Source organism: Vibrio sp. L5-1, assembly GCF_021728315.1.
GTDB lineage: Bacteria > Pseudomonadota > Gammaproteobacteria > Enterobacterales > Vibrionaceae > Vibrio > Vibrio splendidus_K.
In genome coordinates, this window is sequence record NZ_JAKKCQ010000001.1 from 31,385 (window position 1) to 56,746 (window position 25,362).

The 25,362-nt window shown below is 43.8% G+C and carries 24 protein-coding genes and 1 riboswitch; of the genes, 20 read left to right on the top strand and 4 right to left on the bottom strand.

Annotation, left to right across the window (positions count from 1 at the left end):
• A complete protein-coding gene (locus tag L3V35_RS00145) occupies positions 1 to 1,032 on the bottom strand; it encodes an extracellular solute-binding protein (RefSeq protein ID WP_171314516.1) in 1,032 nt (343 codons plus the stop codon).
• Between the two features lie 360 nt (positions 1,033 to 1,392).
• Between L3V35_RS00145 and L3V35_RS00150 the strand changes: the two genes are divergently transcribed.
• The 6 genes from L3V35_RS00150 to L3V35_RS00175 all read left to right on the top strand — a co-directional run bounded on the left by L3V35_RS00150 (position 1,393) and on the right by L3V35_RS00175 (position 5,126).
• Positions 1,393 to 2,043 carry a LysE family transporter gene (locus L3V35_RS00150; protein WP_017073990.1) on the top strand — a complete coding sequence of 217 codons (651 nt, stop codon included), beginning with the start codon at positions 1,393 to 1,395 and terminating at the stop codon, positions 2,041 to 2,043.
• 279 nt (positions 2,044 to 2,322) lie between these two features.
• Complete coding sequence (locus L3V35_RS00155) at positions 2,323 to 3,123, top strand: PhzF family phenazine biosynthesis protein (protein ID WP_237298054.1); 801 nt, start codon at positions 2,323 to 2,325, stop codon at positions 3,121 to 3,123.
• A gap of 120 nt (positions 3,124 to 3,243) precedes the next feature.
• The gene (locus tag L3V35_RS00160) at positions 3,244 to 3,747 is read left to right on the top strand and encodes a YgjV family protein (protein ID WP_017073988.1); all 504 of its coding nucleotides are present in this window, start codon (positions 3,244 to 3,246) and stop codon (positions 3,745 to 3,747) included.
• Positions 3,748 to 3,837: 90 nt separating this feature from the next.
• Complete coding sequence (locus L3V35_RS00165; RefSeq protein WP_017073987.1) at positions 3,838 to 4,152, top strand: cupin domain-containing protein; 315 nt, start codon at positions 3,838 to 3,840, stop codon at positions 4,150 to 4,152.
• 91 nt (positions 4,153 to 4,243) lie between these two features.
• Entirely contained in the window at positions 4,244 to 4,723 is a 480-nt protein-coding gene (locus tag L3V35_RS00170; protein ID WP_237298055.1) for a GNAT family N-acetyltransferase, read from the top strand.
• A gap of 106 nt (positions 4,724 to 4,829) precedes the next feature.
• Positions 4,830 to 5,126, top strand: a complete 297-nt coding sequence (locus L3V35_RS00175; RefSeq protein WP_237298056.1) for a hypothetical protein — start codon at positions 4,830 to 4,832, stop codon at positions 5,124 to 5,126.
• 140 nt (positions 5,127 to 5,266) lie between these two features.
• Here the strand turns inward: L3V35_RS00175 and L3V35_RS00180 are convergent, their stop codons facing one another.
• The gene (locus L3V35_RS00180; RefSeq protein WP_054546975.1) at positions 5,267 to 5,764 is read right to left on the bottom strand and encodes a fasciclin domain-containing protein; all 498 of its coding nucleotides are present in this window, start codon (positions 5,762 to 5,764) and stop codon (positions 5,267 to 5,269) included.
• 202 nt (positions 5,765 to 5,966) lie between these two features.
• On the opposite strand from L3V35_RS00180, the gene L3V35_RS00185 reads away from it, so the two are divergent.
• The 5 genes from L3V35_RS00185 to L3V35_RS00205 all read left to right on the top strand — a co-directional run bounded on the left by L3V35_RS00185 (position 5,967) and on the right by L3V35_RS00205 (position 10,264).
• Positions 5,967 to 6,950 carry a DUF2860 family protein gene (locus L3V35_RS00185; RefSeq protein ID WP_237298057.1) on the top strand — a complete coding sequence of 328 codons (984 nt, stop codon included), beginning with the start codon at positions 5,967 to 5,969 and terminating at the stop codon, positions 6,948 to 6,950.
• A 166-nt stretch (positions 6,951 to 7,116) separates the two neighbouring features.
• On the top strand, positions 7,117 to 7,611 hold the full coding sequence (locus tag L3V35_RS00190; protein ID WP_114635433.1) for a GNAT family N-acetyltransferase: 495 nt from the start codon (positions 7,117 to 7,119) through the stop codon (positions 7,609 to 7,611).
• Between the two features lie 86 nt (positions 7,612 to 7,697).
• Positions 7,698 to 7,797, top strand: a riboswitch (purine riboswitch).
• Positions 7,798 to 7,887: 90 nt separating this feature from the next.
• On the top strand, positions 7,888 to 8,886 hold the full coding sequence (locus L3V35_RS00195) for an adenosine deaminase (protein WP_054546972.1): 999 nt from the start codon (positions 7,888 to 7,890) through the stop codon (positions 8,884 to 8,886).
• 338 nt (positions 8,887 to 9,224) lie between these two features.
• The gene (locus L3V35_RS00200) at positions 9,225 to 9,941 is read left to right on the top strand and encodes a Crp/Fnr family transcriptional regulator (protein ID WP_004730467.1); all 717 of its coding nucleotides are present in this window, start codon (positions 9,225 to 9,227) and stop codon (positions 9,939 to 9,941) included.
• A gap of 164 nt (positions 9,942 to 10,105) precedes the next feature.
• The gene (locus L3V35_RS00205; RefSeq protein WP_017070406.1) at positions 10,106 to 10,264 is read left to right on the top strand and encodes a hypothetical protein; all 159 of its coding nucleotides are present in this window, start codon (positions 10,106 to 10,108) and stop codon (positions 10,262 to 10,264) included.
• A gap of 88 nt (positions 10,265 to 10,352) precedes the next feature.
• Here the strand turns inward: L3V35_RS00205 and L3V35_RS00210 are convergent, their stop codons facing one another.
• Both L3V35_RS00210 and L3V35_RS00215 read right to left on the bottom strand, forming a co-directional pair.
• Positions 10,353 to 11,012 carry a DUF2057 family protein gene (locus tag L3V35_RS00210; RefSeq protein ID WP_237298058.1) on the bottom strand — a complete coding sequence of 220 codons (660 nt, stop codon included), beginning with the start codon at positions 11,010 to 11,012 and terminating at the stop codon, positions 10,353 to 10,355.
• 300 nt (positions 11,013 to 11,312) lie between these two features.
• Entirely contained in the window at positions 11,313 to 12,875 is a 1,563-nt protein-coding gene (locus tag L3V35_RS00215) for an arylsulfatase (protein ID WP_171307870.1), read from the bottom strand.
• A gap of 347 nt (positions 12,876 to 13,222) precedes the next feature.
• On the opposite strand from L3V35_RS00215, the gene L3V35_RS00220 reads away from it, so the two are divergent.
• The 9 genes from L3V35_RS00220 to L3V35_RS00260 all read left to right on the top strand — a co-directional run bounded on the left by L3V35_RS00220 (position 13,223) and on the right by L3V35_RS00260 (position 25,150).
• Positions 13,223 to 14,770, top strand: a complete 1,548-nt coding sequence (locus L3V35_RS00220; protein WP_237298059.1) for an arylsulfatase — start codon at positions 13,223 to 13,225, stop codon at positions 14,768 to 14,770.
• Positions 14,771 to 14,962: 192 nt separating this feature from the next.
• Positions 14,963 to 17,401 carry a tetratricopeptide repeat protein gene (locus L3V35_RS00225; RefSeq protein ID WP_237298060.1) on the top strand — a complete coding sequence of 813 codons (2,439 nt, stop codon included), beginning with the start codon at positions 14,963 to 14,965 and terminating at the stop codon, positions 17,399 to 17,401.
• 95 nt (positions 17,402 to 17,496) lie between these two features.
• Positions 17,497 to 18,480 carry a MoxR family ATPase gene (locus tag L3V35_RS00230; RefSeq protein ID WP_237298061.1) on the top strand — a complete coding sequence of 328 codons (984 nt, stop codon included), beginning with the start codon at positions 17,497 to 17,499 and terminating at the stop codon, positions 18,478 to 18,480.
• Positions 18,481 to 18,492: 12 nt separating this feature from the next.
• Positions 18,493 to 19,455 (top strand): DUF58 domain-containing protein, encoded by a 963-nt coding sequence (locus L3V35_RS00235; protein ID WP_237298062.1) that lies wholly within the window; start codon positions 18,493 to 18,495, stop codon positions 19,453 to 19,455.
• Complete coding sequence (locus L3V35_RS00240; RefSeq protein WP_237298063.1) at positions 19,456 to 19,998, top strand: DUF4381 domain-containing protein; 543 nt, start codon at positions 19,456 to 19,458, stop codon at positions 19,996 to 19,998.
• On the top strand, positions 19,991 to 21,070 hold the full coding sequence (locus tag L3V35_RS00245; RefSeq protein WP_017082356.1) for a VWA domain-containing protein: 1,080 nt from the start codon (positions 19,991 to 19,993) through the stop codon (positions 21,068 to 21,070). Before L3V35_RS00240 ends, L3V35_RS00245 begins: the two co-directional genes overlap by 8 nt.
• The gene (locus L3V35_RS00250) at positions 21,063 to 22,787 is read left to right on the top strand and encodes a VWA domain-containing protein (protein WP_237298064.1); all 1,725 of its coding nucleotides are present in this window, start codon (positions 21,063 to 21,065) and stop codon (positions 22,785 to 22,787) included. The genes L3V35_RS00245 and L3V35_RS00250 overlap by 8 nt, the downstream gene beginning before the upstream one ends.
• Positions 22,784 to 24,166 (top strand): BatD family protein, encoded by a 1,383-nt coding sequence (locus L3V35_RS00255; protein ID WP_237298065.1) that lies wholly within the window; start codon positions 22,784 to 22,786, stop codon positions 24,164 to 24,166. The genes L3V35_RS00250 and L3V35_RS00255 overlap by 4 nt, the downstream gene beginning before the upstream one ends.
• Positions 24,167 to 24,244: 78 nt before the next feature.
• Entirely contained in the window at positions 24,245 to 25,150 is a 906-nt protein-coding gene (locus L3V35_RS00260) for a LysR family transcriptional regulator (protein ID WP_171330147.1), read from the top strand.
• Positions 25,151 to 25,362: the final 212 nt, after the last annotated feature.

The window sequence follows — 25,362 nt, forward strand, 5'->3', positions numbered from 1 at the left end:
TTATCTCAGACTGTCGACAATACGGTTACGAATTTGAATGCTATTAGGTTCTAATTGTTTATATAGGTAGCTGCGATCTAATATCTCTTTACTAGGAAAAAGTTCAGGGTCATTTTGATACTCTTGAGAGGTTAGCTCTTTTGCTTTTGTACTCGGGGTTGCAAACCATGAATCCATCGCGTTTTGAGCGGCGATATTGGGTTGAGATAAGAATGTCATTATTGTGGTGGCTTGTGAAGATAAGGCTCCGTTGTTAATTGCTGCGATACACTCTAGCCACAAAGTTGTTCCTTCTTGAGGCACGACATATTCCCAAGACGAACCAGGATCGGCATCATTGAGTGCATAGCTATCGCCTGAATAACCGTAGGCGAGGTCAATGTTTAAGAGGCGTTCAGGCTGGTGTATGTAGTCGATAACGTATTCGTTGCTTTCAAGATGCGGCTTTTGTGTTTGTAGGGTTTTATACGCAACGCGCAGTTCTTGTTCGTTGTTCGTGAATGGATCAAATTGATGTGCCAACAGTGCAGTACTCACTAAATCTGTTGGTTCGTAATACATACTTATTTTGCCACTGGCTTTTGTGTCGGGATCAAGAATGGCATTCCAAGATTCGGGAGTAGCAACTTTATCGCTTCGATACAAGATACCTGATGTCCCCCAAGCATAAGGGATACCGTAATCTCCACATCCATCAACCCATCTAGAATCGAAGTTTCCTGCAATGGATTGTTGCAAGTCTTGGAGGTTGTGGAATAGATTTTGTTCGGCTAACGCTTTAAGTTTTACACTTTCTACAATAACTAGTTCAAAAGCGCCTCGACGTTCGCTCAACAAAACTTCATCTCTTATTGACTCATCAGAGAAGTACTGTTGTTTCAGCGAAATATCGTAAGTATCGCGTAACTGAGTAATAACACGATCAGATAAAAACTCATCCCAATTGTAGAGATAAATTTCATGGGTTTGGCTAAGTGCAGAGCCAGTTAAAAAGGATGATGACGCAACAATTGAAACATAGAATGTTTTCACTGACGGATTCCTTTCGTACTGTGATTAATTAAATCGTAGCCCAATTCTTGAGACATAGTTCAAATTTAGGCCTCTTATTTTAGTACAACCTAATGCATTGCACGTGAACAACAATTTTCTGACTCCAAATAAGCGAGTTATTGAGCCTTGGTCAAAAGCTCACTAAGCTAAATCGTGGTTTGATAATCTAAATATTGAAAAGCTTATTATTAGGAAGTCTCGTACCTAACAAGACTGATGAAAACGTGTTGTCTGTCTGATTCTCTTCGTATCTAAACATTAACACTTGACCAATAAAACCCAGCCTCCAATAATTATGCAATAATAATGCATTAATTTTTACAATAAGGATATTGATTTATGGATGCAGGTTTAGTCGGAATTTTTGTTACCGTGGCGATTGCTCACTTTCTAGCGCTGTTGAGTCCCGGGCCTGACTTTGTGATAGTGGTAAAGAGTGCCGTTCGAAATAAGGGAAGAAAAGCATTAGGTGTTGCATTCGGTATTGCCAGTGCGAATGCGGTTTATATTGCTTTGTGCTTGGTTGGAGTAGGGTCGATTCTAGCGGCATCCGTTTCCGTTATGATTGCTCTGAAAATTGTTGGTGGATTGTTTCTTGTCTATCTTGCTGTTCAAGCAATAAGAGCGAAGAAATGTAATTACAACAATATAGATGTGGTACCAGAAAATGCATCGAGCCAAACGACTTTCCTAAAGGAGTTCATCACTGGTTTCTTATCAGGAGCCCTCAACCCCAAGAATCTCTTGTTCTATTTAAGCTTATTCACTGTGGTATTGAATAATGATGTAAGCTTTATGTTCAAGCTCGGGCTGGGAGTTTGGATGACGGTAGTTGTATTTGTCTGGGATGCAGCAATCATATTCCTTTTATCGGCACCTAAAGTTCGTCGAGAGTTTACACGTGTTGCTTACTATATTGATAAAGTGACAGGAGTAATGTTGGGACTGCTTGGCTTGACCATTGTGAAATCTGCTCTGGTACGTCAGTAGATTCATCATTACTGAGTAACCTACGCTTTTGGCAAGATATGTTGCCTATGAGACGCAAATGTACGCTTGTTTCCTATTAGGGCTGATAAGTTTTATCTTTTGTCTGCCCTATATTCAACCTTCTACTTAATCCACCAATTCTTTTCATAACTCTTTGTTTATCATTCCTTACTTCTTAAATAAGGTATTAATAAAGTTGTTGTTAAATACTTGTAGCACAGGGTGTTTGTGCTTATTGTAGGCAACAATAGTTATCCAATATTAGAGTTAGGAACCATTGTGGATTTAGATATATATCAAGTAGATTCGTTCACAACCCAAGCCTTTAAAGGAAATCCTGCTGGGGTTTGTATTTCTCAAGAGCCTTTGAATGAAGCATTAATGTTTTCAATAGCGGAAGAGATGGCGGTATCAGAAACGGCTTTTCTTGTGCTTAACACTATGACGCTTAAATGGTTCACGCCAGAAGTAGAAGTGAAACTATGTGGACATGGTACTTTGGCAACCGTCCACGTATTGAAAGAGCAAGGGTTAGTGAAAACGGGTGATAAGGTAGTTTTTGATACTTTGTCTGGTGAGTTATCTGCCACGGTTCGTGAATCGTCTATCGAGCTGGATTTTCCTAGCACTCATTTATCGCCGAGTCTGGAACCCGATCAAGAATTGCTCGAACACCTTGGCTTGGAGTTCAACCAAGTTGTTTCATTTAGAGAGTTTGATTCAAAGCAGTTAATCGAAGTCGTTGATGAGCGCGTTCTATTGGATTTGTCGCCAAACTTTGACTCCTTGAAACGCATGGATGGTAGAGGTGTTGTGGTAACGGCAGTTCCATCAAATCCTGAACTTGCTTTTGTTTCTCGCTACTTTGCGCCATGGGTGGGTGTTAATGAAGACCCTGTCACTGGTTCGGCACATTGTGCATTGACGCAGCACTGGGCAGAAAAGCTAAACAAAAGTAGTTTCAATGCTTATCAGGCGTCTCGTCGTGGTGGCTATATGTCGACAGAGTTATTAGCTAACGGGCGAATAAAGTTAATCGGTTCTGCTATCACTGTGATTAGTGGTGTGTTGAAACTTTAGAGCCCTGTTGAAGCTTTGAATCACTGTTGCCGTATTTTTGAATTAACCAAGAGAGTTTCTTAGGCTATTCATGGTTGAACAAAACGGCTCGGGCGTAATGTTATTATTGAAGGAATCACCGTGTCAGCCTTTTATCTTTCTCAAGTATTAGTCGCGATTGCGATCTGTTTCGATCTTTTGTCATTTCAGTTTAAGGAAAGGAAGAAAATCGTCACTTGTCTGTTCTTTGCTGGTGTGCTTATTTCGAGTCACTTTATTCTTCTCGAACAATGGACAGCGGCGAGCTTAATGACGATTGCCACTGTTCGCTATTTAACGAGCGTGTTTTCTACATCGTCTAAGTTTAAATATTTGTTCTGTTCCATGTCGGTGGTCGCAACGGCCGTGACTTACTCGGGGCTGACAAGCATATTGAGTTGCTTTGCTTCCGTATTTCAAACCTTTGCAGCCTTCAATAAAGATGACCGTCGATTGAGAGAGTTGATGATCATCGGAACCAGTTTTTGGTTGGTTCACAACTACTTAGTTGGCTCTCCAACAGCCGTACTGATGGAAGCGCTGTTTATATGCAGTAACTTAGTGGGCTATTACCGTTTTTACTTCAAAAAGAGTGTTGCTGCCTAGGTTTCGGCTTTCTACTGTTTATTAAGTCAAAGAACCACAAGCTTCAAAGCGCAGCACCAGATTACAGTCAACAAGGATTAGGATAGTCCGATGTCTAATATTTACGCTGATGTTCCTTCGTCGATGCCCAATGAAATATTCAATGACCTGCTTGCGAACGACAGTGTTCGAATCGAAAGAATATTGTCTCATGGTCACAGTTCCCCAGAAGAGGGTTGGTATGACCAAGATGAGAATGAATGGGTGATGGTGATTGAAGGTCAAGGTGTGATTGAGTTTGAAGATGGACGCGTTGTGACTTTATCAAAAGGGGATTACATCAACATTGCCGCAAGAGAAAAGCACAAGGTTATTGGTACGGACAAAGACATAGTGACGATCTGGTTGGCTGTGTTTTATCGTTGAAACTCTTTGTTCTAGAGTCGATTCATTCAGAGAGCACATAGGGATAATACTTTACCTGTCCAATACGCTAAATACATGAAAGGACTACGTTGTGGTTAGAATCCGAAATTACCAAACCAGTGATGCTAAGGCGTTGTGGGAGATTTACTTTCATACCGTTCGCAATGTTAATGTTCGAGATTATTCTCAGCAGCAAGTAGAGGCTTGGGCTCCAAACGGTTTTGACTCTGAGCTTTGGCAAAAGCGCATGAACGAGTTACTACCTTTTGTGGCTGAGCTAGATGGTTGCGTTGTTGGTTATACTGACCTGCAACTCAATGGCTTGATTGATCATTTCTTCTGTCATCATGAATGCCATGGTAAAGGCGTTGGAAGAGCGCTAATGGAACATGTTCTTGCTGTTGGTCGTGTTCGTGGTGTATCGCGGTATTTCTCTGAAGTAAGTATTACCGCAAGGCCTTTCTATGAACACCTTGGTTTTAAAGTCGTTAATGAGCAGGAAGTTGAAATGCGTGGCGTAAAACTCACCAATTACGTGATGGAGAAGGTAGTGCCTTCAGACGAACGGTAATCTCATTTTTGTTACAGTTTTCACCTGCTTTTGGTTCTCTTCTTAAAGAAAAATTATCACTTTAGCGATAATATTCACTGCAACTAATTTGAGTGAAGGAAGTAACGTGGGAATTGAAGCTTTAGCGTTTGTGATGGACGCATTAATAACAGCATGCTGCATGTATATCGCCTCCAAAATGTCTTTCGTGGTCGCAGACTTTAAATCCCTTCTTACTATTGCTTTAGTCGTTGCTTTGGTGTCATTGATTCCGACAGTGGGTTGGGTGTTGGGGTTGATTCTGTTTGTGTTCCTACTCGGGAAAGCGACGCACTCTAGTATTGGTGATTGCATTTGGGTGGTGGTCTTCACGAAGGTGGTGTCGATGGCGGTATTTCTAATATTCGGCCGCTTGTTTGTGTAACTCGGGTTCTTGTCGATATAGTTCTTGTTGATATAAAGGCACCTCGGTTGGCTTGATACAGTTATTAACTTTTTAATTAAAAGATGAAAAGGGCGTGACCTGTCACACCCTTTTAAAACCTTTGACCGATATTGCATTTGTTATTTAGGCAATAGCACAGCGTCAATCACATGGATAACACCATTGCTAGCCTCAACGTCTGGCATAATAACTTTGGCGTTGTCTATCATTACGTTGCCGTCATCTATCGCTATCATTACCGCACCGCCTTGAACCGTCACTGCGCTATTTAACTTCATAACTTCAGCTGCCATGATTTTACCTGGTATTACATGGTATGTGAGCACTGCAACTAATTTGTCTTTGTTTTCTGGCTTCAACAACATGTCGACCGTTCCTTCTGGTAACGCAGCAAATGCCTCATCAGTGGGAGCTAATACGGTGAAAGGGCCTTCACCTTTCAATGTGTCAACTAAGTCCGCTGCTTTTACTGCAGCCACTAAAGTATTGAAAGAGCCGTTTTCAGCCGCAACATCAACGATGTCTTTCTTCATCTCGTGGTGGTTAGCATGAGCAAAAGCCGTAAAAAGAAGCGTCGCGACTAGCACTGATGTGGTTTTGATTAATTTGTTAAACATATTGTCTTCCTTTGAGTTTTGTCCGTTATTTTCGAGAAGTTCTACGAAAGCTTAAAAGCGATAGATCAACTTATTGCACCTTTGAACCTATTTTTTAGACACCCAATTCGTCAGTTGAATGAATGTCTCCGTTAAATAGTTGTTATAATCTTAATTTAATACATATAGTTAATGGGTGATTATTCAATTAATGGATGTGAATATGAGGTTTGTTTTACCAGTTGTATTTTCGGCATTCTCTTCAATGCCAGCTTATAGTGGCCTTGCACCAACGGAAGGTTTCAGTGGTAACTTCAGTGTCTTGACGGGTGTATCTTCTGACAGCAGTAACTTGAGCACCGAGCAAGACGCGAATCAAGCAACTAACACCAAGGAGGGGGATAGCGAAAATCTAGGGCTACTCGGTTTTTTGGGTACGGTTCAATATACCTTTGGTGAGTCACTGACTCATCAAGTGTATGCGGGTACCACTCGAGAGGATATTGCAACAGGTACCATTGCTTTTGAGATTGGTTATCGACATCAGCTATCTGGAGGCACAATATTGGATTTTTCTGTTCTTCCTACGCTTATCTCGGGCAAGGCTTGGACGGATCCGTATGCTGTTGGCGTTAATCGAAATGAAACGGATGTGAAAGGTAATGTAGGACGACTGCAGCTCACTAATATCGGTGGAACTGGTTTTCGAACGGATCTCGCATTTGGGCAATCTGATGTTGATGAAGAGCTATCTGGTAGCCAAGGCTTATCTCCGGAAAATGCTGTGCTGCTGGATAGGGAAAGAACCTATGTGTACGCCAAAGCCGGGTACCGCTTTATCTTGCCAAACCAAGCAGGTCTATTTGTTCCTTCAATGGTGTATTTCCACTCAGACGCAGAAGGAGGAGCACTCAGCTTCGATAGTTATGGTATTGAATTAAACTACGCGAAGAGAATCGGTCGTCATGGTTTTGTTGTCACCCTAGATGCAAGTGATCGTGAATATGATGAGTCGAATCCAATTTACGGGCAAGTACGTGAAGAGAATGAATTCGGTGCATTCTTAGCTTATGAGTTTGGTGGCTTAATGGGTTATGAAGATTGGTCGTTTATTTCATTACTCGGTGTAAGGTCGATTGACTCTAAGATTGACTTTTACAGCTCTGAACAAGCATTAGCGAGTGTTGGTGTTGACTACAAATTCTGATATTCACACTGCGTAAACAATACTAATCAAAGCTGAAGCAGAAGCTCAGTCTTTCTATTTGTTTAATTATTTCGGGCACTTACACTTTCAAAGGTTGTAGGTGCCCGTTGCTATCCGTAATATGAAAATTAGCTTATGGACAAAAATAATATGATAAGGAAACGTTTTGGATATACAAATTAGACATTTAGAAGCAACGGATAGCCACGATATTTTTGATATTTATCGCCGCCCTTCAGTTTCAGAAAATACCTCACAAAAGCCTTATCTTAGTTCTGACCAAGTGGAGCGACTGTTTGGCCATTCTGATCATTTCACATTGGTCGCCGAATTATCAGAGAAAGTCGTAGGACACATTACGCTATTCATGACCACAAAGGTAAGAGACAGGCACTGTGCTGGGCTTGGTATTGCGATTCACCCTGAAGCTCAAGGGAAGGGGATAGGAAAGGCTTTGATGCAAGAGGTGGTCAATCAGGCCGATAATTGGCTAAATCTAGTTCGTCTTGAGCTTGAGGTTCATGCAGATAACCACTCCGCGATTGCTTTATATGAACGAGTAGGTTTTCAGTTAGAAGGCACCAAAAGGCTGAGTACATTCAAAGCGGGTAAATATATCGATATGTTACTGATGTCGAGAATTCGACCGGATTATCGCTGATATCGAGCTAAACGGGTTCCTGCTATATAAATCGGTTTTTACTATGTTAATGAGTAATTGATTAGTGAAATTCACACTGAACTCTGTATAGTGGCAACCGTTTGCTTCGTATAACCCCAATGATATGGTTTGGGGGTCTCTACCAGCTCCCGCAAAGTGCTGATTACGAAGGGTTTAGATCACAATTGTGTTCTTACTCTTTGTAATGGCGTTCAAGAAAACCTCCTGTCTATTATTCAGAGTAAGTGCACACCTAAAATCCATAGTAGGTGAAATATGAACGCATTTATTCAAGGGCTCCCAAAAGTAGAGTTGCATTTACACATTGAAGGTTCGCTCGAACCTGAGTTACTTTTCCAACTTGCTCAACGCAACGGCATTGATCTGCCTTATTCATCCCCAGAGCAGCTAAGACACGCATACGAATTTGATGACCTGCAGTCATTTCTTGATATCTATTATCAAGGTGCGGATGCATTGCGCACTGAACAAGACTTCTATGATTTAACCTGGGCGTATTTAGAACGTTGTAAAGCCGACAATGTTATCCATACTGAAATTTTCTTTGACCCTCAGACACATACCGATCGTGGCATTGCATTCGACACCGTTATTAACGGCATTCATCGTGCGCTTGAACAGAGTCATAAAGAGTTGGGTATTACCTCTCAAATCATCGCATGTTTTCTGCGCCATTTATCTGAAGAGAGCGCCATTCAAACGTTCGCAGAGGTGTTGCAGCATCAAGACAAGATCATCGGAGTTGGTCTAGACTCTTCTGAATTAGGGCACCCACCAGAGAAGTTCAAGCGTGTATTCCAGCAAGCAAAACAAGCAGGCTTCTTAACGGTTGCCCATGCAGGAGAAGAAGGGCCTGCTCAAAACATTGTGGATGCGATTGAAATGCTCAGCGTGAGCCGAGTGGATCATGGTGTGCAGTGTATGACCGACGAAGCTCTGATAGCCGAATTGATTGAAACCAAAATGCCGCTGACCGTGTGCCCACTGTCTAATATTAAATTGCGTGTATTCGATGAGATGGAAGACCACAATATTGTTGAGCTGTTAAGACGAGGCGTAGCGGTGACGATTAACTCGGACGACCCCGCATACTTTGGTGGTTATATGTCGGATAACTTTAACGCGGTGAGCTTAGCTCATGAGATGACGGAGCAAGAGCTTGCTCAATTTACTTTAAATGCTATAGAAGCGAGCTTTATTGAAGAATCATTGAAACAGCAATATCGTGATGTTGTTTTGGCGTATCTCGCTTAAGTTAAAAGTTAAAAGTTTCAGTATGAAGCTAAAGGCGAAGTTTAGGGTATAGGTGAATGCGAACGAACTCTCGGCATTCTGCGATTTAGAAAGCTTAAACGGCCAACAAGTGTTGGTCGTTTTTATTTTGGTTCTCAAGCGGGTTTTAAGCTAGATAAGTGGCTTAAGACATTAAGAAATATGATTTTATTTGGGTAAAAACATCTTGTCTTAAGCTTTAATGAACTACATTTAAACGAGGTGTAGATATACAGTGTCACGCTGTATTGAAATAGAGATTAACTTAAGCATAAGCGTATAAAAGCAGACACAGAGATTGTCTGAGGAGGAACAAACTGTTGTTAGATCCAACAATCAGTGAACAAATACAATGGCCGTGTGAATTGTCTGCGGACTTGATAGAAAGCTTGCTTGATATTGCCGTTTTTAAATCGGGTGTCGACAGCTTTGAGATTACAAAAAAGTTTCAGAATTTGCCCGGTGTCTTTTATATTTTAAGTGGCTCCGCTGGAATCTGTTTTTCTACAGAAAACATGAAAAGCTTATCTGGTGGTGTTATTGGAAGGGGAGATTGGATGGGGGCTTTGTCTATACATGCTGACTACAACCTCTTTGCCGTGGCAGAAGAAGTCGAGCCTATTACTATGGTACTTTTTCCTGCAAGCAAGGTATTAGAGCTCGCAGAGCGGAAATGCATGGTTTACAAATGGCTACTTCACTGTGGAACCAAAGCGCAATCTATTTGGATGCAGGCTTACTTATCCTCGATTCATGAAAAAGAGCAGAAAACCATTTACGTCTTGTTGGAACTTGCGGCACGCCAGACCAATATCGCGGGGGCAACCGTCAGCATTAATATTTCACAAATTCAATTGAGTTCGATAACTGGCATATCAAGACCTAGGCTAAACGAAGTTCTTAAAGGGATAGAGCAGCAAGGCTTGGTTAAGATACAAAGAGGAAAGGTGTTTATCACCGATGTCAAGGGCTTGTATGAGCATATTTCACCGATGAATTTGATGATACGAGACCCTGTTTCTGAAATTAAGGCATGAATCTTTAACACTACGAGCGAACGTTTGGATTACTAGATTTCAGTGTTTATTAGATATCTCAAAAAAATTATGCACAGTGTTCTTTTAGGAACATACATTACAAGAGAACATCTATAATGTTCATTCTAGATTTATAAATTGAATTAGAGCGGAATAGAATTGTTATGAAAATGGCTGTATTGGAATATAAAGTATTGGGGCTTGGTGATTGGATTAAAACAAGAGTTTCTAGCCGCTGTGCGCACTTACTGGCCGCAGAATACAAAGCGCTAGGATGGCCAACAAAAGTAGATGGAAAAGTGTTATCGACTGAGTCGGCTTAATCAATATAAGCCTAAATCATCTAGATGAAGACAAAAAAGAAGCTGGCAGTGTGCCAGCTTCTTTCATTTTTAAATTAAGACCATTGAGCTACTTGTTCACGTAGTCTTTGAATTTCTGCTTCGTTTCAGCATCCGCTTTTTCGTACCAGAAATACAACATTTCTTCAGCTGTATTCGCCGCATTTCCGTCAATCTTTGCTGGAAGCGTTACGGGTTGTGCTGCTGCTGCGCCCGCGCTAGCACCTAGTGTAAGTGCAGCGATGCCGCCTTTTTGGTTGTATTCCTTCGCTTCTTGCGGGTACTCACGACCAATCTGCATGCCATCTTTGATCAGTTTATCTTGCTTAACACTGATTGCATTTTGGTTTTCATCAACCAGTTTCCAATCTAAGTTTTGAAGGCCTTTTTTCGCTTCGTTGGTGTTGCGGAACTTCGGCATGTCGAACGTTAATGCGGTGTCTGTCGCGTCAAAAGTAGCAATAATGGTGTCGCTATCGACAAACTCGCGGTCGTTACCTTGGCTAAAAGCAAGTTGATATTTGAAAACGATTTGGTTCACGCCATCTGGAACGGTTATCGTTTTGCTCGAAGAGAAAAAGCCACCGTCAAGATCAGGCTTAGCCTCATTTACAGCTAAGACTTCGACTAACGCATCTGCGCTAGAAGGAACTTCAATTGTCACGTCAGCTAACACGTGTGGTACTACGATAATTGTGGAAAGCAGCGCGATGGATTGTAATGTTTTCATAATCATACAGTTGTTTATGGATAGTTAAATTACAATCGCATGGTAAGAACTCCAATTCAAGTCAAGTTATAAGGATTTGGAAAAATTTGCAAAATCTTAACGCAACGGTCATATATTAAGGTTCACATTGACTAGTGTGAGTTTTATTTTTGAAAAATGAGCGGATAGGTTGGGGATGAATTATGCTAGTTGGCGGTTCGCGCCTCATGTTCTTTGTATTGGGTACTAAAAAGCCGAGATAACGTTTGAGTTATCACGGCTTTGTTTGGCTTTACTAGGGTTGTGAGCGTTAGCTAGCTATTATTTAGCTTGCGCTGCTGCCGCTTCTAGTTGCTTAAGTTTACCTTGAAGCATGTAAGCATTCTGGTTGAAGTTACCAGGGTTCAACACTTGGCTTTGCTGCATTGGGTAATCAGGTAGCGTGTTCATGAACTCTTGTACTTTGCCGCCTACTGGTACGAATAGCCACATGTTGTCTGCCATCCAGCGTAGGTACATGCCCGATTCGTGTGGTGCTTTTTCGAATGGGTCAGCACGTAGGTGAACAACTTGAGGCCAGTTTGGTTGGAAGCGAACCGCATCAACGATGTTACCGTCCATCACTGCGAACGAAATCTTGAAGTCATTCCAGCGAACTGCGTTTAGCTCAGCGTTAGCAGAGAAGTAAAGCATGCTGTCACGAGGTCCTTTTTCTTCTTTACCTTGGAAGTAAGGTAGGAAGTTGTAACCATCTAGGTGAACACGCCAGTTTTTACCGTTGTAAGTTGCACCTTTATCAGACGCTAGCTTCTCAACCACTTTATCATCACCAGCGGCTGCGAGTAGAGTAGGGATCCAGTCTTGGTGCCCCATGATATCGTTGATCTTAGTTCCCGGTTTGATAGTACCAGGCCAGCGAACTAGCTGAGGAACACGCATGCCACCTTCGTAAGTTGTACCTTTCTCACCGTGGAAGTAAGTAGCACCACCATCAGGCCAAGATACGGTTTCTGCACCGTTATCGGTAGAGTAGATTACGATAGTGTTGTCTGCGATTTTAAGCTCATCAAGCTTGTCTAAAAGGATACCCACTTGGTCATCGTGCTCTAACATGCCATCAGCGTAGATGCTGATACCAGATGCGCCTTGGTATTTTTCTTGTAGACGAGTCCACACGTGCATACGAGTTGTGTTGTGCCAGATGAAGAATGGTTTGTCAGCTTTCACGGCTTTTTCCATGAAGGCTAGAGATTCTTCCAGGAACTCTTCATCCGCATGCTCCATACGCTTACGCGTCATAGGGCCTGTATCTTCAATCTTACCGTCAGAAGTCGATTTGATTACACCACGAGGGCCAAAGTTCTTACGGAACTCAGGGTCTTTAGGGTAGTAGTATGTCTCTGGCTCTTCTTCTGCGTTTAGGTGGTACAGGTTACCGAAGAACTGGTCAAAACCGTGGTTCGTTGGAAGGTGTTTGTCTTGGTCACCCATGTGGTTCTTACCGAACTGAGCTGTCATGTAGCCTTGTTCTTTAAGAAGATCTGCGATCGTTGGAGCCCAATCAGGGATACCGTGGTCCGAACCTGGCATGCCGATAGTCAATAGACCAGTACGGAAAGGTTCTTGACCTGTTAGGAATGCAGCACGACCAGCAGTACACGATTGTTGACCGTAGTGGTCAGTAAATAGTGCGCCTTCGTTAGCAATACGGTCGATGTTAGGTGTTTCGTAACCCATCATACCGTTGTTGTATGCACTGATGTTGAATACACCAATGTCATCACCCCAGATAGCAAGAATGTTTGGTTTTTCTGCTGCTGCTGCCGCTGAAGAAGCTGCTAATAAGCCAACACCTAATGCTAGTTTATTAATTTTAGTACCCATAAGGACTCCGATTCACTTTTAAGATTAATGCGTTAGAACAACGCATCGATGAGCAAATGTTATTCTCAAAACTCCGTTACGTCCTTTTATAGTGCTTATAACCAATCGTTATGATGCATGGTTAACTTGCTGATTAAATTGAATTTAGGCTGATGGTTACCAGAAACCCTTAGATAACATGTGTGATCCTTATCATGTTTGTCGACGTAAACCTTATCGATAACTTCTGCACCTGTATCTGAATAAAAAATGACAAAAAGATTAATAGCTTAGCGAACCTCGCGCATGCTTAAAAAATGGACTATACGTTGTAGGGCAGGATGCAAATAACTTACGAAGAGGTTTCTATGACAGCGAAATATGGCGTTAAACGTCGTTTAGCGATTTTGGGTACGGCGATGATGGCGGCTTCCACCACCACATTTGCAGCTGAAAAACCAAATATTCTCGTGATTTGGGGGGATGATATTGGACAGTCTAATGTTAGCGCATACACCTTTGGTTTAATGGGTTACAAAACGCCTAATATTGATAGCATCGCCAAAGAAGGGATGATGTTTACCGATTATTACGCTGAACAATCGTGTACTGCGGGTCGCTCTACCTTTATTACGGGACAAAGTGTATTACGAACGGGTTTGAGTAAAGTAGGTTTGCCGGGCGCGGACATTGGCTTGCAAGCGGAAGACGCGACAATTGCAGAAATGCTAAAACCTATGGGTTACATGACAGGTCAATTTGGTAAAAATCACCTTGGCGATAAAGATGAATTCCTTCCAACAGCACACGGGTTTGACGAATTTTTTGGCAACCTTTACCACCTGAATGCTGAAGAAGAGCCCGAGAATGAAGATTACCCAACCGATCCTGAGTTTCGTAAGAAGTTCGGTCCGCGTGGTGTCATTAAGTCATTCGCTGATGGCAAGATTGAAGATACGGGTCCACTGACGCGTAAGCGTATGGAAACGGTCGATGAAGAAACACTAAACGCGGCACTTGATTTCATGGATCGCGCAGTGAAAGCGGACAAGCCATTCTTCGTTTGGTGGAACGCAACACGTATGCACTTTAGAACGCACGTGAAAGCCGACAGTAAAGGTGTGACCGGTGTCGGTAACTACGCTGATGGTATGGTTGAGCACGATCGACACGTTGGGCAACTATTGAAGCAAGTGGATGAGTTGGGAATCAAAGACAACACGATTGTTTTCTACTCAACGGATAACGGCCCACACATGAACTCTTGGCCAGATGCGGGTACAACCCCGTTCCGTGGTGAGAAAAACACTAACTGGGAAGGCGCATACCGTGTACCAGCAATGGTCCGTTGGCCTGGTAAGATTGAACCTGGAACAGTATCCAATGAAATCATGCACCACATGGACTGGATGCCAACCTTCGTTGCCGCTGCTGGTGATGACCAAATCAAAGAGAAACTACTTAAAGGTCATACTGCAGGTGATAAAACGTTTAAGGTTCACTTAGATGGTTATAACTTCCTTCCTTACCTAACGGGTGAAGAAGAAAAAGGCCGTCGTTCAGAGATCTTCTACTTTACCGATGATGGCGATTTAGCGGCGCTTCGTTACAACCAATGGAAAGCGGTGTTCATGGAGCAACGTGCAACGGGTACCATGCAGATTTGGTCAGAACCGTTCGTGACGTTACGTCTTCCTAAGCTGTTTAACCTGCGTATGGACCCATACGAAAATGCAGATATTACGTCGAATACCTATTATGACTGGTTGTTAGACCATGCTTATATGTTCGTTCCTGCGCAAGCGTATGTAGGCGAGTTCTTAGAAACGTTTGCCGAATACCCACCACGCCAAAAAGCAGCAAGCTTTAGCTTGGATCAGGTTATGGAGAAACTTCAAGAGAACCATAATAAGTAAACTATTGCCTTAGCTAAACTGATAACACGAAAGAGCTCCTAGGAGCTCTTTTTTTATGCGCATATCGATGAGTAAATTCCGGTCGTGAATATGAATCACAACTATCGTGCTCATTGCCACTAAATAATTGTATTTTAGTCGTTTTTACGTCTACCTTAGTAAGCATGAGGATGTATAAAAACAAGGAATGTTATGTCTGCATGGTTGTGCTCGCTAGTGAACGGATTGAAACACCAGAGAGTCGCAGTATTATCCGTAATCTTGTCTCCACTTATGTTGTCGCTGTTCAGTTTGAGCACCTATGCCAACGAGCAAGCTCCTAATAGCAACACTGAGACTTCAAAGCTCAGTTCTGTAGCTTCACACGCTAGCTCTGATGTTTTACCTATCGGCTCTAAAGCCACCTATGTTGGATCGGAAGCTTGTGTTGATTGTCATAGTGAAGAAGTCGAAGCGTGGCAAGGCTCTCATCATGACATGGCGATGAAACACGCTACAGATGAATCTGTATTAGGCAATTTCAACGATCAAACGGTCACTCATGGCGGTAAACCCAACCGATTTTTCCGCAAGGGTGAAGAGTTCTGGGTCAATATCGAAGGCCCAGATGGGCAATTCAAAGATTACAAAATCAGCTATACCTTTGCCTTTGAACCATTACAACAGTACATGGTTGAGTTTGAAGACGGTCGAGTACAGTTGATTCCTTTCGCTTGGGACTCTCGCACTGAGGGCGAAGGCGGTCAACGCTGGTTTAACCTCTACCCGGATACCACCAACACTGATGAATTCTACTGGACCAACAGCGGTCAAAACTGGAACTTCATGTGTGCCGATTGCCACTCAACGAATCTAGAGAAAAACTACGACAACGCGAGTAATACCTATAACACTACTTGGTCTGAGATTAATGTCGGTTGTGAAGCCTGTCATGGGCCAGCAAGCGAGCACGTTAAACAAGCCCAGCTAGCAAAAGCTCAATTGACCAAAGATCAGTCAGCAAAAGCCAGCGGCGGGAAGGATGCTCAAGTCTCGGCGCATTATGGCTTTGATCGCGACTTGTCGAAGTCGGTGAAAGAGTGGGTCTACCAAGAGGGCAACTCAACCCTGCAACCAAAAGACATCATCCATACCAACCAAGTTCAAACCTGTGCTCAATGCCACAGCCGACGTACTCAGTTAAATGAAACGGGTGACCACGTTAACGGGTCTTTCTTTGATAAGTATCGTCTAAGTTTGATTACTCCTGAGCTCTACCACAACGACGGTCAAATCTACGATGAAGATTACGTTTACGGATCTTTCTTGCAATCAGTGATGGCTGAAAAAGGCGTCACATGTACTAACTGCCACGATCCCCATACCGCAGAATTAAAAATTGCAGAGGAAGCTGTATGTAGCCAATGTCACATTGCTTCTGAATACACGCCTGAAAAGCACACTTTCCATGAAGCGAATACTGAGGCTTCACAATGTACCACTTGTCACATGCCAGAAACGACTTACATGGAGGTCGACCCAAGACGTGACCATAGTTGGCATATCCCGCGTCCTGATATTAGCCAACATATTAAAACGCCGAACGTGTGTACTAGCTGTCATGAAGACCAAACTGACCAGTGGGCAGATAAGCAAATCGGTGAGTGGTTCCCAGATTCTAAGTATCGTAATCAGCAGCACTTTGCCGTTGCCTTTTATGCTGACTCAATAGGGCACAGAGGGGCAGAGGATGCGTTGGCATACTCGGCTCAGGACTCCAGCTTAAGCAATATCATTCGTGCATCGAGCTTAGAACGTTTAGGTGGCAATACGGGTAAGAATACGCTTATCTCGCTAGCAAGAGCGGTGAAACATGATGATGAAATGATCCGTTTGGGCGTTGTGCAAGGCTCGTCTGGTTTCCCATTCACTGACCGTTGGCAAATTCTAGAGCCGCTACTGAAAGACCCTGTATTGTCGATTCGTTCAGAAACCGCAGGTGCATTGGTACGTTATTGGGGAGAAATGAACCCTCTGCAGAAAGATCAAATCAAGCCTGCATTGGAAGAGTACATTGAGATACAGCAATTTAATGCCGATAGAGGATTTGGACGAACTAACCTAGGCAACGTTTACCGCGATCTAGGTCAGCACGATAAAGCGATTGAGTTCTATCAAGGTGCTATCGAGATTGAGCCTTACTTCGAAAACAGCTACGCCAACTTGGCGGATTTGTATCGAGCGCAAGGTAACGAAGCAAAAGCGTTGTCGACGTTGAAGCAAGGTATTGAAGCTCAGCCTAAATCGAGTGTATTGCCATACAGCACAGGATTATCTCTGCTTCGTGTTAAAGATTACGACAAAGCAACGGAGTACCTTAAACAAGCTGCTGAAACGGCACAAACCGACCCACAATATTGGTATGTGTACGGATTGGCTTTGGAGAAATCAGATGTGCTTGCGGCAAGTCAATCACTGCACAAGGCTTACCAATTCAGCCGCAATCCACAACACCTGTATGCACAGTGTGAAATCTTAGCGCGAAATTACCAACAACCCGGTGTATCTAAAGCGTTTGAACAATGTGTTTCATCATTGAGTAAGGTGGCGCCGCCTGAGGCGATTAACCAATTGAAAGCTATGCTGAAATAAAGCACCAGAATTGACGTGGCTATGGTGTTTATAACTAATAGTTATGGGGCTTGTGAGTAGGATGTACGCAGCCAGATTGAATTAAGGGAAGACCTATGAACCATGCGCAACAAGCAATAAACCAACTGATTGAACAGACAGAGAAAAGTGTTATCGGTCAGAGCCACGTCGTTCGGGCTCTGGTAATCGGATTATTGACCAATGGCCATGTGCTTCTAGAAGGGCTTCCCGGCACAGCGAAAACACGCTCGGTCAAGTCGTTGGCGAATTTATTGAACACAAGCTTTGGCCGAATTCAGTTTACGCCCGATCTCTTGCCATCAGATGTGACAGGTACTGAGGTGTATCAAGAGCTAGAGGGTAAGCCTCAACTGCATTTCCAACCGGGGCCTATTTTCAACAGCATTGTTCTAGCCGATGAAGTGAACCGTGCTCCTGCAAAGGTACAAGCGGCTCTGCTTGAAGCCATGGCGGAAGGAACGATTACGGTGGGTGGTCAAACTCATATTCTGCCAGATCTATTCATGGTGCTAGCCACTCAAAACCCAGTAGAGCAAGAAGGTACGTATCCACTACCTGAAGCCCAAATGGACCGTTTTATCATGAAAGTGACGGTCGACTATCCAGAAGATGAAGCTGAACGTGACATCATTCGACTTGTGCGCAGTGAGGAACTTGGTAGCGAGACGAGTTCGGAACTTGTAACTCCACAGCATATTGAACCTGAATTGGTGCTTGAAGCGCGCCGCCAACTTCCAGACATTGCCGTTTCCGATTTAGTTGAGAACTACATCGTGGCTTTGGTAATGGCGACACGAAAACCTGAGCGTTATCCAGAATCAGACTTATCGAAATGGATTGAGATAGGTTCAAGCCCACGAGCGTCAATCTCCTTGGATAAATGTGCACGCGCTTATGCGTGGCTACAAGGGCGTGACCACGTCACGTTAGACGATGTGCGAGCAATGCTACCGACCGTATTAGGCCATCGATTTTCGCTATCTTATGACGCATTGGCTGATGGTGTGAACCATCAACGAGTAGTTGAAGAGCTGCTTGATAATGTTGAGATCGGATAACTAGGGGGCGTTATGGCGAAGCCAACACAAGCTCCCGAATCGCAAGGCCTTGATCCACGACTGTATTGTGACTATTCAAGGCTAGTGCGAATACAGGCTCAAGCGGAGTCGTTTTCTCTGTTACCTCATTTAAAGGCAGGCAGCGTATTGTCAGGACGACATAATTCTTTGTTTCGCGGTCGAGGTTTGAATTTCGAGGAACTGCGTCATTATCAATTGGGTGATGATATCCGCAACCTCGATTGGAAAGTGACAATGCGAACAGGCAAGCCGCATGTTCGTAGTTACACCGAAGAGAAAGACCGAAATGTGATGATCTGTGTTGATCAGCGCAGTTCGATGTTTTTCGCTTCTCAAAATACCATGAAATCTGTTGTGGCTGCCGAAGTGGCGGCATTGTGTGGATGGCGAGTGCTTAAAGACGGCGACCGTGTCGGCTTTGTTTTAGCTTCACACCAAAAGCTATTTCACAGCAAAGCACAGCGTTCTCAGTCTGATTTACTGGCGCAGCTCAAGCACCTAGCAAAAGCCAATCAAAGCTTAGGGGTGAGTGTCAGTGACAATGATGGTGTTGGTTTTAGCCAGTGGATTGAACTGATCAAGCGAATGAGACTCAAGCAATCAACCTTGATATTCATTAGTGACTGGCGAGATTGCCGAGAACAACATCTCGATCGACTAAAGCAGTTACAGCAACACAACGATATCTTGGCCATTATGGTCACCGACCCATTAGAACAGTCATTGCCTCAAGATCTTGCAAGCGCAAACTGGGTGGTGGGTGATGGTCGCTTTCAACTTAATCTGGATAGTCAATTTAAGGTAAACCTCGCGAGTGAAAGTCTTGCTCAGAAAGCGGCACTTCAGAAACAGTCCCTTGCTAAATTGATGGCGATGAAAAACCTCCCTTATATAGAATTAGACACGTCGGGCAATCACATATCACAGCTGCAGAAGCTAGTGGGAGGGCGCTAAATGGCCGTTGAACATACGCCTCCAAGTACCTATATCCTCCGCGAACTGCACGATGTAGCGATTCCTGACAGTGTGAGCTGGGCTCCTCAAACGATCGGCTGGAAGATCTTTGGCGTTATTCTGTTATTGGTCGCTATCTATCTGGTTTATCGTTTGGCGCAGAAATGGTGGAATAACCGTTATCGCAAAGAAGCGCTTCAAGAGCTCATAGTACTGGATGCACGAGACAAAAATTCAACAGAACGAACCTTCAAAGTACTGAAAGTGGTGCTTCGTTACCTAGACAGCAGTAATGCAAAGCTGTTTGGACAAGACTATGTAAACTGTCTAAACGCTTATCTACCTGGTAGCGCTAACACAAGTGAAAACAGCAATGCGTTCTTTGCCTATGAAGTTTCGGAATTATGGATGCAAAGCCTAATTGACCCTAATGTGCGTTTGAGCTTTGAACAGCGTTTAGAGGTGATTCAAACCGCGATGATGTGGCTAAAACTTCACAAGCCGAATGTACAGGTAACGGTTGAGGGGCAAGACAATGTTTGATGTTTTATCTTCCAGCTTTGAATTTGCGCATCCGCTGTGGTTTATTGCGTTACCTCTGCCTTTGTTGGTCTACTTCGCTGTGCCAGCTTATCGAACCAAGCAAATGGCCATCAAGGTGCCGTTTTTCAGTGAATTGGTTGAAGCTATTGGTGAAGCGCCGTCTGAAGGGGCAAGCCAGCTAACACCAAGCTGGTGGCAACGAACCACGCTCATTATTACTTGGGCATTGGTCGTGTGCGCGCTCGCTAAACCAACCATTCTTGGTGAGCCGCAAGTTCGCGAACAATTAGGTCGTGATGTGATGGTAGTGGTCGATTTATCTGGCTCAATGGCAGAACAAGACTTTACCTCTAAGCGGGGCGATAAAATATCTCGTTTGGACGCGACCAAAGAAGTGCTGGCTGATTTTGCGACTACCCGAAAAGGGGACCGACTCGGTTTGATTCTTTTTGGTGATGCAGCGTTTGTACAAACACCGTTTACAGCTGACCAAGATGTGTGGCTTGAACTGCTTAATCAAACCGATGTCGCTATGGCAGGGCAAAGCACGCACTTAGGTGATGCAATTGGCTTGGCGATTAAGGTGTTTGAACAAAGCGAAAAGCAAAGTGCTGCCGTTCAAGATTCAAGTGTTGATGCCAACGAAAAAGAGAAGGTCGTGATCGTACTAACCGACGGTAATGATACGGGAAGCTTTGTTGAACCGATTGATGCAGCCAAAGTTGCGAAGGCGAAAGGCGTTCGTATTCACGTGATCGCCATGGGTGACCCACAAACCGTTGGTGAAGTGGCTTTGGATATGGAAACCATCAAACGAGTGGCTCAAGAGTCTGGTGGCGAAGCCTTTGAGGCACTTAACCGCGACGAACTTACCAAAGCCTACGCTCAAATCGGTGAACTAGAACCACAGTTATATGAAAGTACCACTTATCGTCCTAAACAGGGACTGCACCATTACTTAATGGCGATTGTTGTTGTGATGTATTTGACGGCCTTTAGTCTGGCGACTTTACGTAGAAGGTCGCTTTTGGCTTCTAAAACTAAAAAATTGAAAGGAGAGGATGATGCCTGATTCTCTCACTCTACAACAGTTATTCACCCAGTTTCATTTTATCCGACCTTTGTGGTTGTTGGCCTTTATTCCGATGTTCTTCCTGTTATGGGTTCGTTGGAGAGAAGAGACCAAACCAACGTGGAAAGACATTCTACCTGCACACTTACGTGATGCATTGACGATTGGCGAAACAGGCTGGCGTAAGCAGCTGCCATTGAAGCTATTGGTGGTGATTGTAACTATCGCCATCATTATCTGTTCTGGCCCAACATGGCAGCGTGAGGCTTCGCCTTTTGGTGAAGACAAAGCGTCGATGTTGGTTGTGCTTGATAACAGTGAATCTATGCTCGCTAAAGACTTACCACCGAGTCGCTTGGAACGATCTAAGCAGAAGATTAGAGACTTATTGGCAGCTCGGAAAGGCGGTAATACGGGCTTAGTGGTTTATGCCGGCAGCGCACACGTCGCGATGCCCGTTACTCAAGACAGCAAAGTATTCGAACCGTTTCTAGCGGCTATCACGCCCGATATCATGCCGGTATCAGGTAAGTCAGCAGAAGAAGCACTGCCACTGATTAATCAGCAACTGTCTGGTGAGTTAGGCTCTTCTGTACTGTTGGTATCAGATGGTGTAAACCCAAGCACCATTAGGGCGTACGAGAGTTTCTTTAACGACAATCCGTATCAGTTGCTCATTCTCGCCGCAGGAAACAGTAATGTGGTGAGCGATAACCCTGTCGACCTAGATTCACTGCGTAACTTAGCGAGTAAGACGGGTGGACGAGTGATTGAAGTGACCGTTGATGATTCGGATATCCAACAACTGAACAGAGCGGTTGAAAGAAACATGCAGCTCAACGGCGAATCTTCAATGCCTTGGAAAGACATGGGCTATGGACTGCTTATTCCAATGGCTTTCATTATGTTGCTATGGTTCAGAAAAGGGTGGTTGGTGCAGTGGTGTGTCGTTGGTTTGATGATCACAAGCAGCATGTATTCACCAGACACTTTGGCGAAAACAGTCAACTTAACCGCTGAGAAACCAGTTGTGGTGGAGTCGGTTACTACTTGGGACAAAACAGCTCAATGGTGGTGGGACTTATGGTTAACGCCCGATCAGCAAGGTCAACGCCTGTTGAATCAGAAAGAATATCTTCAAGCTGCCAAACATTTTACTGACCCAATGCGAAAGGGCGCGGCTTATTACTATGCTCGTGATTTTAAGCTCGCTCACAGTGCATTCCTGCAAACCAAAACTGACCTTGGTTTATACAACGCGGCGAGCGCGTTAGCCAGGCAGCGTGAATACCTTGCCGCGCGAGATCTTTTGAAATCATTAAGCGAGAAAGAGGATCTGTCACCAGAACTAAGAACGGATGTGGAGAACAATCTTGCTGTACTTAGTGGAATTGTCGAAGAGGTAAACCGAACCAGTGAAAGCCAGTCCGGAACCACAGATGGCCCTGAAGAGTCGTTAGAACTCGAAGACGATCAGCCACGAACGGGTGATGGCGCTGAAGAAGAAACGGTAGCGGAATTGATGCTCAAGGAAACGCTTAATGCCAATGAAATTTTGGGTAGCCAAGAGCTTGCCGATAAGTGGTTAAAACGAGTAGAAGCGGACCCTAAGTTCTTCTTAAAATCTAAATTCCAAATTCAGCTACGAGACCCTGCACCTTCCATCGAACAAGCGTCAAAACCGGAACAGGCATCAAAACAGGAGCAAACCCAATGAGTCGATATGATTTAGCTCTTGAAGCCATTCAATCAAAGAGAGTGCGATTCAGAACCCATAAGTGGTTACTGTCGATGACTCTTATATTGAGTTGGTTTTCTCCTTTTGTTGCTTCTGCTGCCGATATCTTCGATCTCCAAAAAAGTGGTGACGTTGAGCTTATCGCTTGGGTAGGGGAAAAGCCAAAGTCAGGCGATAAGATAACGCCGACTAAAGTGAGCGTTAATGAGCAGGTAATTCTGAATATTGAGGTGGCGACGCCGCGTTGGTTAACGGGAGGGACTCGAATCGGCAGTATCGAAATCGCTAACGTGATCGCTAAGCAACGTAACCAACTCGCGACGAACTACACGGAACGGGTCAATGGCACTACATGGTCGCGTCAACGATGGGAAGTAACACTCTATCCGATGACTTCTGGCGAGTTTGTCATTCCAACCGTGCCGGTTCGCGTCCAAGTTTCTGCTCCTGATGGTTCTAACGTTGGCGGTACGCTTTACACGCAGCCAATTAAGTTTGAAGCTTCGTTGCCTTCAGGTTTACTTGATAATGAATCGCCTTGGTTTTCTGCAACAGAAGTAGATACAGAGCAACAATGGCAACGCTCGAGTGAAAACTTAAAAGTAGGCGATGCCATTACTCGAACGGTAACCATCAAGGCCAAAGACAGCCTTTCTGTATTACTTCCGGACGTGTTGAACAATGAATCGACCCAGCAGTACCAAGCTTACCCGCAGCCTAATCGTTTAGATGATACTCAAGATCGTGGTAACTACCGTTCCAGTCGAATTGAGGAGACGGTTTATGTTATTCAGCAGGGCGGTGAATTTACGTTGCCAGAGTTTTCATTTCAGTGGTGGGACAGCAAGAATCAACGCCTTGAAAATGTAGTGATAAAAGGGAATGTGTTTGAAGCCAAACACACAGTCCAATCTTTCATTAAGGCTTACATGTCAGTGTTTATTAGCGTTGGTCTGGCTTTGCTGTTCGGTGTAGCGTGCTTTGTTTCTGTTAAACGTTATTACGCGAACCGCCCAACACCAAGTTGGTTGGTACTACGTCGTTTACTTAAGCAAGGTAATTGGCCTGCATTAAGAACCTTTATCTATCGTCAATTACGAAACGAAACCTCTCAGTTAGAGCTGGATAAAGCACAACTGAATAAAGCGCAACTTGGTAAATTGAATGGACAGAAACGTTGGCTAGAAGACAGTGAATCCCTCCAACAAGGGCGAGAAGACAAAAACGTTTTTACTCGTTTGTGGAGAGGGTTACGTAACTTAACCAATGACACATCAAACTCAAGCAATTCTCGTTCAATTTTCGACCGCTTGAAAATCCCTAAAGCCTTGCCAGACTTAAAAGATAGAACTAAGTAGCAAACTTTAGTTATTCGCATCGAACAAAATCGGCAGGTTCTCTACTATAGGGGACCTGCTTCTTTAATATGGAACTGTATGAAAAGTACCGAACTCAATCTAATTCCTATATTTGTCGCTATTTATGAAGAGCAGAACTTATCTAGGGCTGCTAATCGCATGGATATAAGCCAGCCAGCTGTGAGCAAAGCGCTTGCAAGGTTGAGAGATATCTATGACGAGCCACTGTTTCATCGAACTACTTCTGGCGTAGAGCCAACCACATTCGCTATTGATATCTATCCAGCAATGGCTGCTGCGCTTAAAAACTTTACTTCTACCTTATCCGCATCAAGAGATTTTGACCCTAAAACCTCTGGCCGCGTGTTTTCAATTGCCTGTGTTTCAGCTGCGAGTTATGAAATGATGCCAAGAGTCATGCAGTTAATCAGTCAAGTCGCACCTGGTATCGCATTAGAAATTCATCCTCTATTTACGGAAGATTACGAGTCTGATTTAAGGCTTCAAAGACATGATGTCATTATCGATATGACGCCAAGAGGAAGAACCATGCTCAAGCATGAGGTGATCTCTAAAGAGGAACTGGTGGTGGTGTGCCGTAAAGACCATCCCACGATTGGTGACACTATCGATATGGAACAGTTTTTATCACTTGATCATGTGGTTGTTTCAAGATGGCATGCACGTAGAAGCTTATTGAGTTCTGAACACTACAGTGACCTTGAAAAACGCAGAATAGTCTATCGAGCTGCTGGCGTTGTTGAGATGCTGCCTGTTATTGAGGGCTCTGATTACATTGGCGTGCTACCTATGTCATCGGTGCGTTGCTTTTCTGAAAAATATGACGTTAAAACTCTGCCTTTGCCATTCGAATTGGAAGACCTCGATATGTGTATGATTTGGCACCCCAGTCGCACTAACGAACCTAGCCACAAGTGGTTGCGCACTAAGCTCAAAGCGGCGGCAAAAGAGTTATCAAGTTAGCTTCTAAAGGGCTTTTTCATAGAAAGCATTCGCGCAATTTTAAATGGAAAGAAAGCCAGTATCCCTGAGCTGAGGTAAGCGGTGTTTACTACAAGGGGACGGGATATTGACCTACAAGTTAGAGTCTGGTGGGACTCGTAAGATATGTTTCGCTTGGTGCTGCTCGAAGGCAGCCCTTGTTTAATCATAAATCAGTGAAGGAACTTAACTTA

Bases quoted from the DNA above. Each gene is read 5' to 3' on its own strand.
- L3V35_RS00150 (WP_017073990.1), top strand. From the start codon at position 1,393: ATGGATGCAGGTTTAGTCGGAATTTTTGTTACCGTGGCGATTGCTCAC.
- L3V35_RS00165 (WP_017073987.1), top strand. From the start codon at position 3,838: ATGTCTAATATTTACGCTGATGTTCCTTCGTCGATGCCCAATGAAATA.
- L3V35_RS00180 (WP_054546975.1), bottom strand. From the start codon at position 5,764: ATGTTTAACAAATTAATCAAAACCACATCAGTGCTAGTCGCGACGCTT.
- L3V35_RS00185 (WP_237298057.1), top strand. From the start codon at position 5,967: ATGAGGTTTGTTTTACCAGTTGTATTTTCGGCATTCTCTTCAATGCCA.
- L3V35_RS00195 (WP_054546972.1), top strand. From the start codon at position 7,888: ATGAACGCATTTATTCAAGGGCTCCCAAAAGTAGAGTTGCATTTACAC.
- L3V35_RS00205 (WP_017070406.1), top strand. From the start codon at position 10,106: ATGAAAATGGCTGTATTGGAATATAAAGTATTGGGGCTTGGTGATTGG.
- L3V35_RS00210 (WP_237298058.1), bottom strand. From the start codon at position 11,012: ATGAAAACATTACAATCCATCGCGCTGCTTTCCACAATTATCGTAGTA.
- L3V35_RS00215 (WP_171307870.1), bottom strand. From the start codon at position 12,875: ATGGGTACTAAAATTAATAAACTAGCATTAGGTGTTGGCTTATTAGCA.
- L3V35_RS00220 (WP_237298059.1), top strand. From the start codon at position 13,223: ATGACAGCGAAATATGGCGTTAAACGTCGTTTAGCGATTTTGGGTACG.
- L3V35_RS00225 (WP_237298060.1), top strand. From the start codon at position 14,963: ATGTCTGCATGGTTGTGCTCGCTAGTGAACGGATTGAAACACCAGAGA.
- L3V35_RS00230 (WP_237298061.1), top strand. From the start codon at position 17,497: ATGAACCATGCGCAACAAGCAATAAACCAACTGATTGAACAGACAGAG.
- L3V35_RS00235 (WP_237298062.1), top strand. From the start codon at position 18,493: ATGGCGAAGCCAACACAAGCTCCCGAATCGCAAGGCCTTGATCCACGA.
- L3V35_RS00240 (WP_237298063.1), top strand. From the start codon at position 19,456: ATGGCCGTTGAACATACGCCTCCAAGTACCTATATCCTCCGCGAACTG.
- L3V35_RS00245 (WP_017082356.1), top strand. From the start codon at position 19,991: ATGTTTGATGTTTTATCTTCCAGCTTTGAATTTGCGCATCCGCTGTGG.
- L3V35_RS00250 (WP_237298064.1), top strand. From the start codon at position 21,063: ATGCCTGATTCTCTCACTCTACAACAGTTATTCACCCAGTTTCATTTT.
- L3V35_RS00255 (WP_237298065.1), top strand. From the start codon at position 22,784: ATGAGTCGATATGATTTAGCTCTTGAAGCCATTCAATCAAAGAGAGTG.
- L3V35_RS00260 (WP_171330147.1), top strand. From the start codon at position 24,245: ATGAAAAGTACCGAACTCAATCTAATTCCTATATTTGTCGCTATTTAT.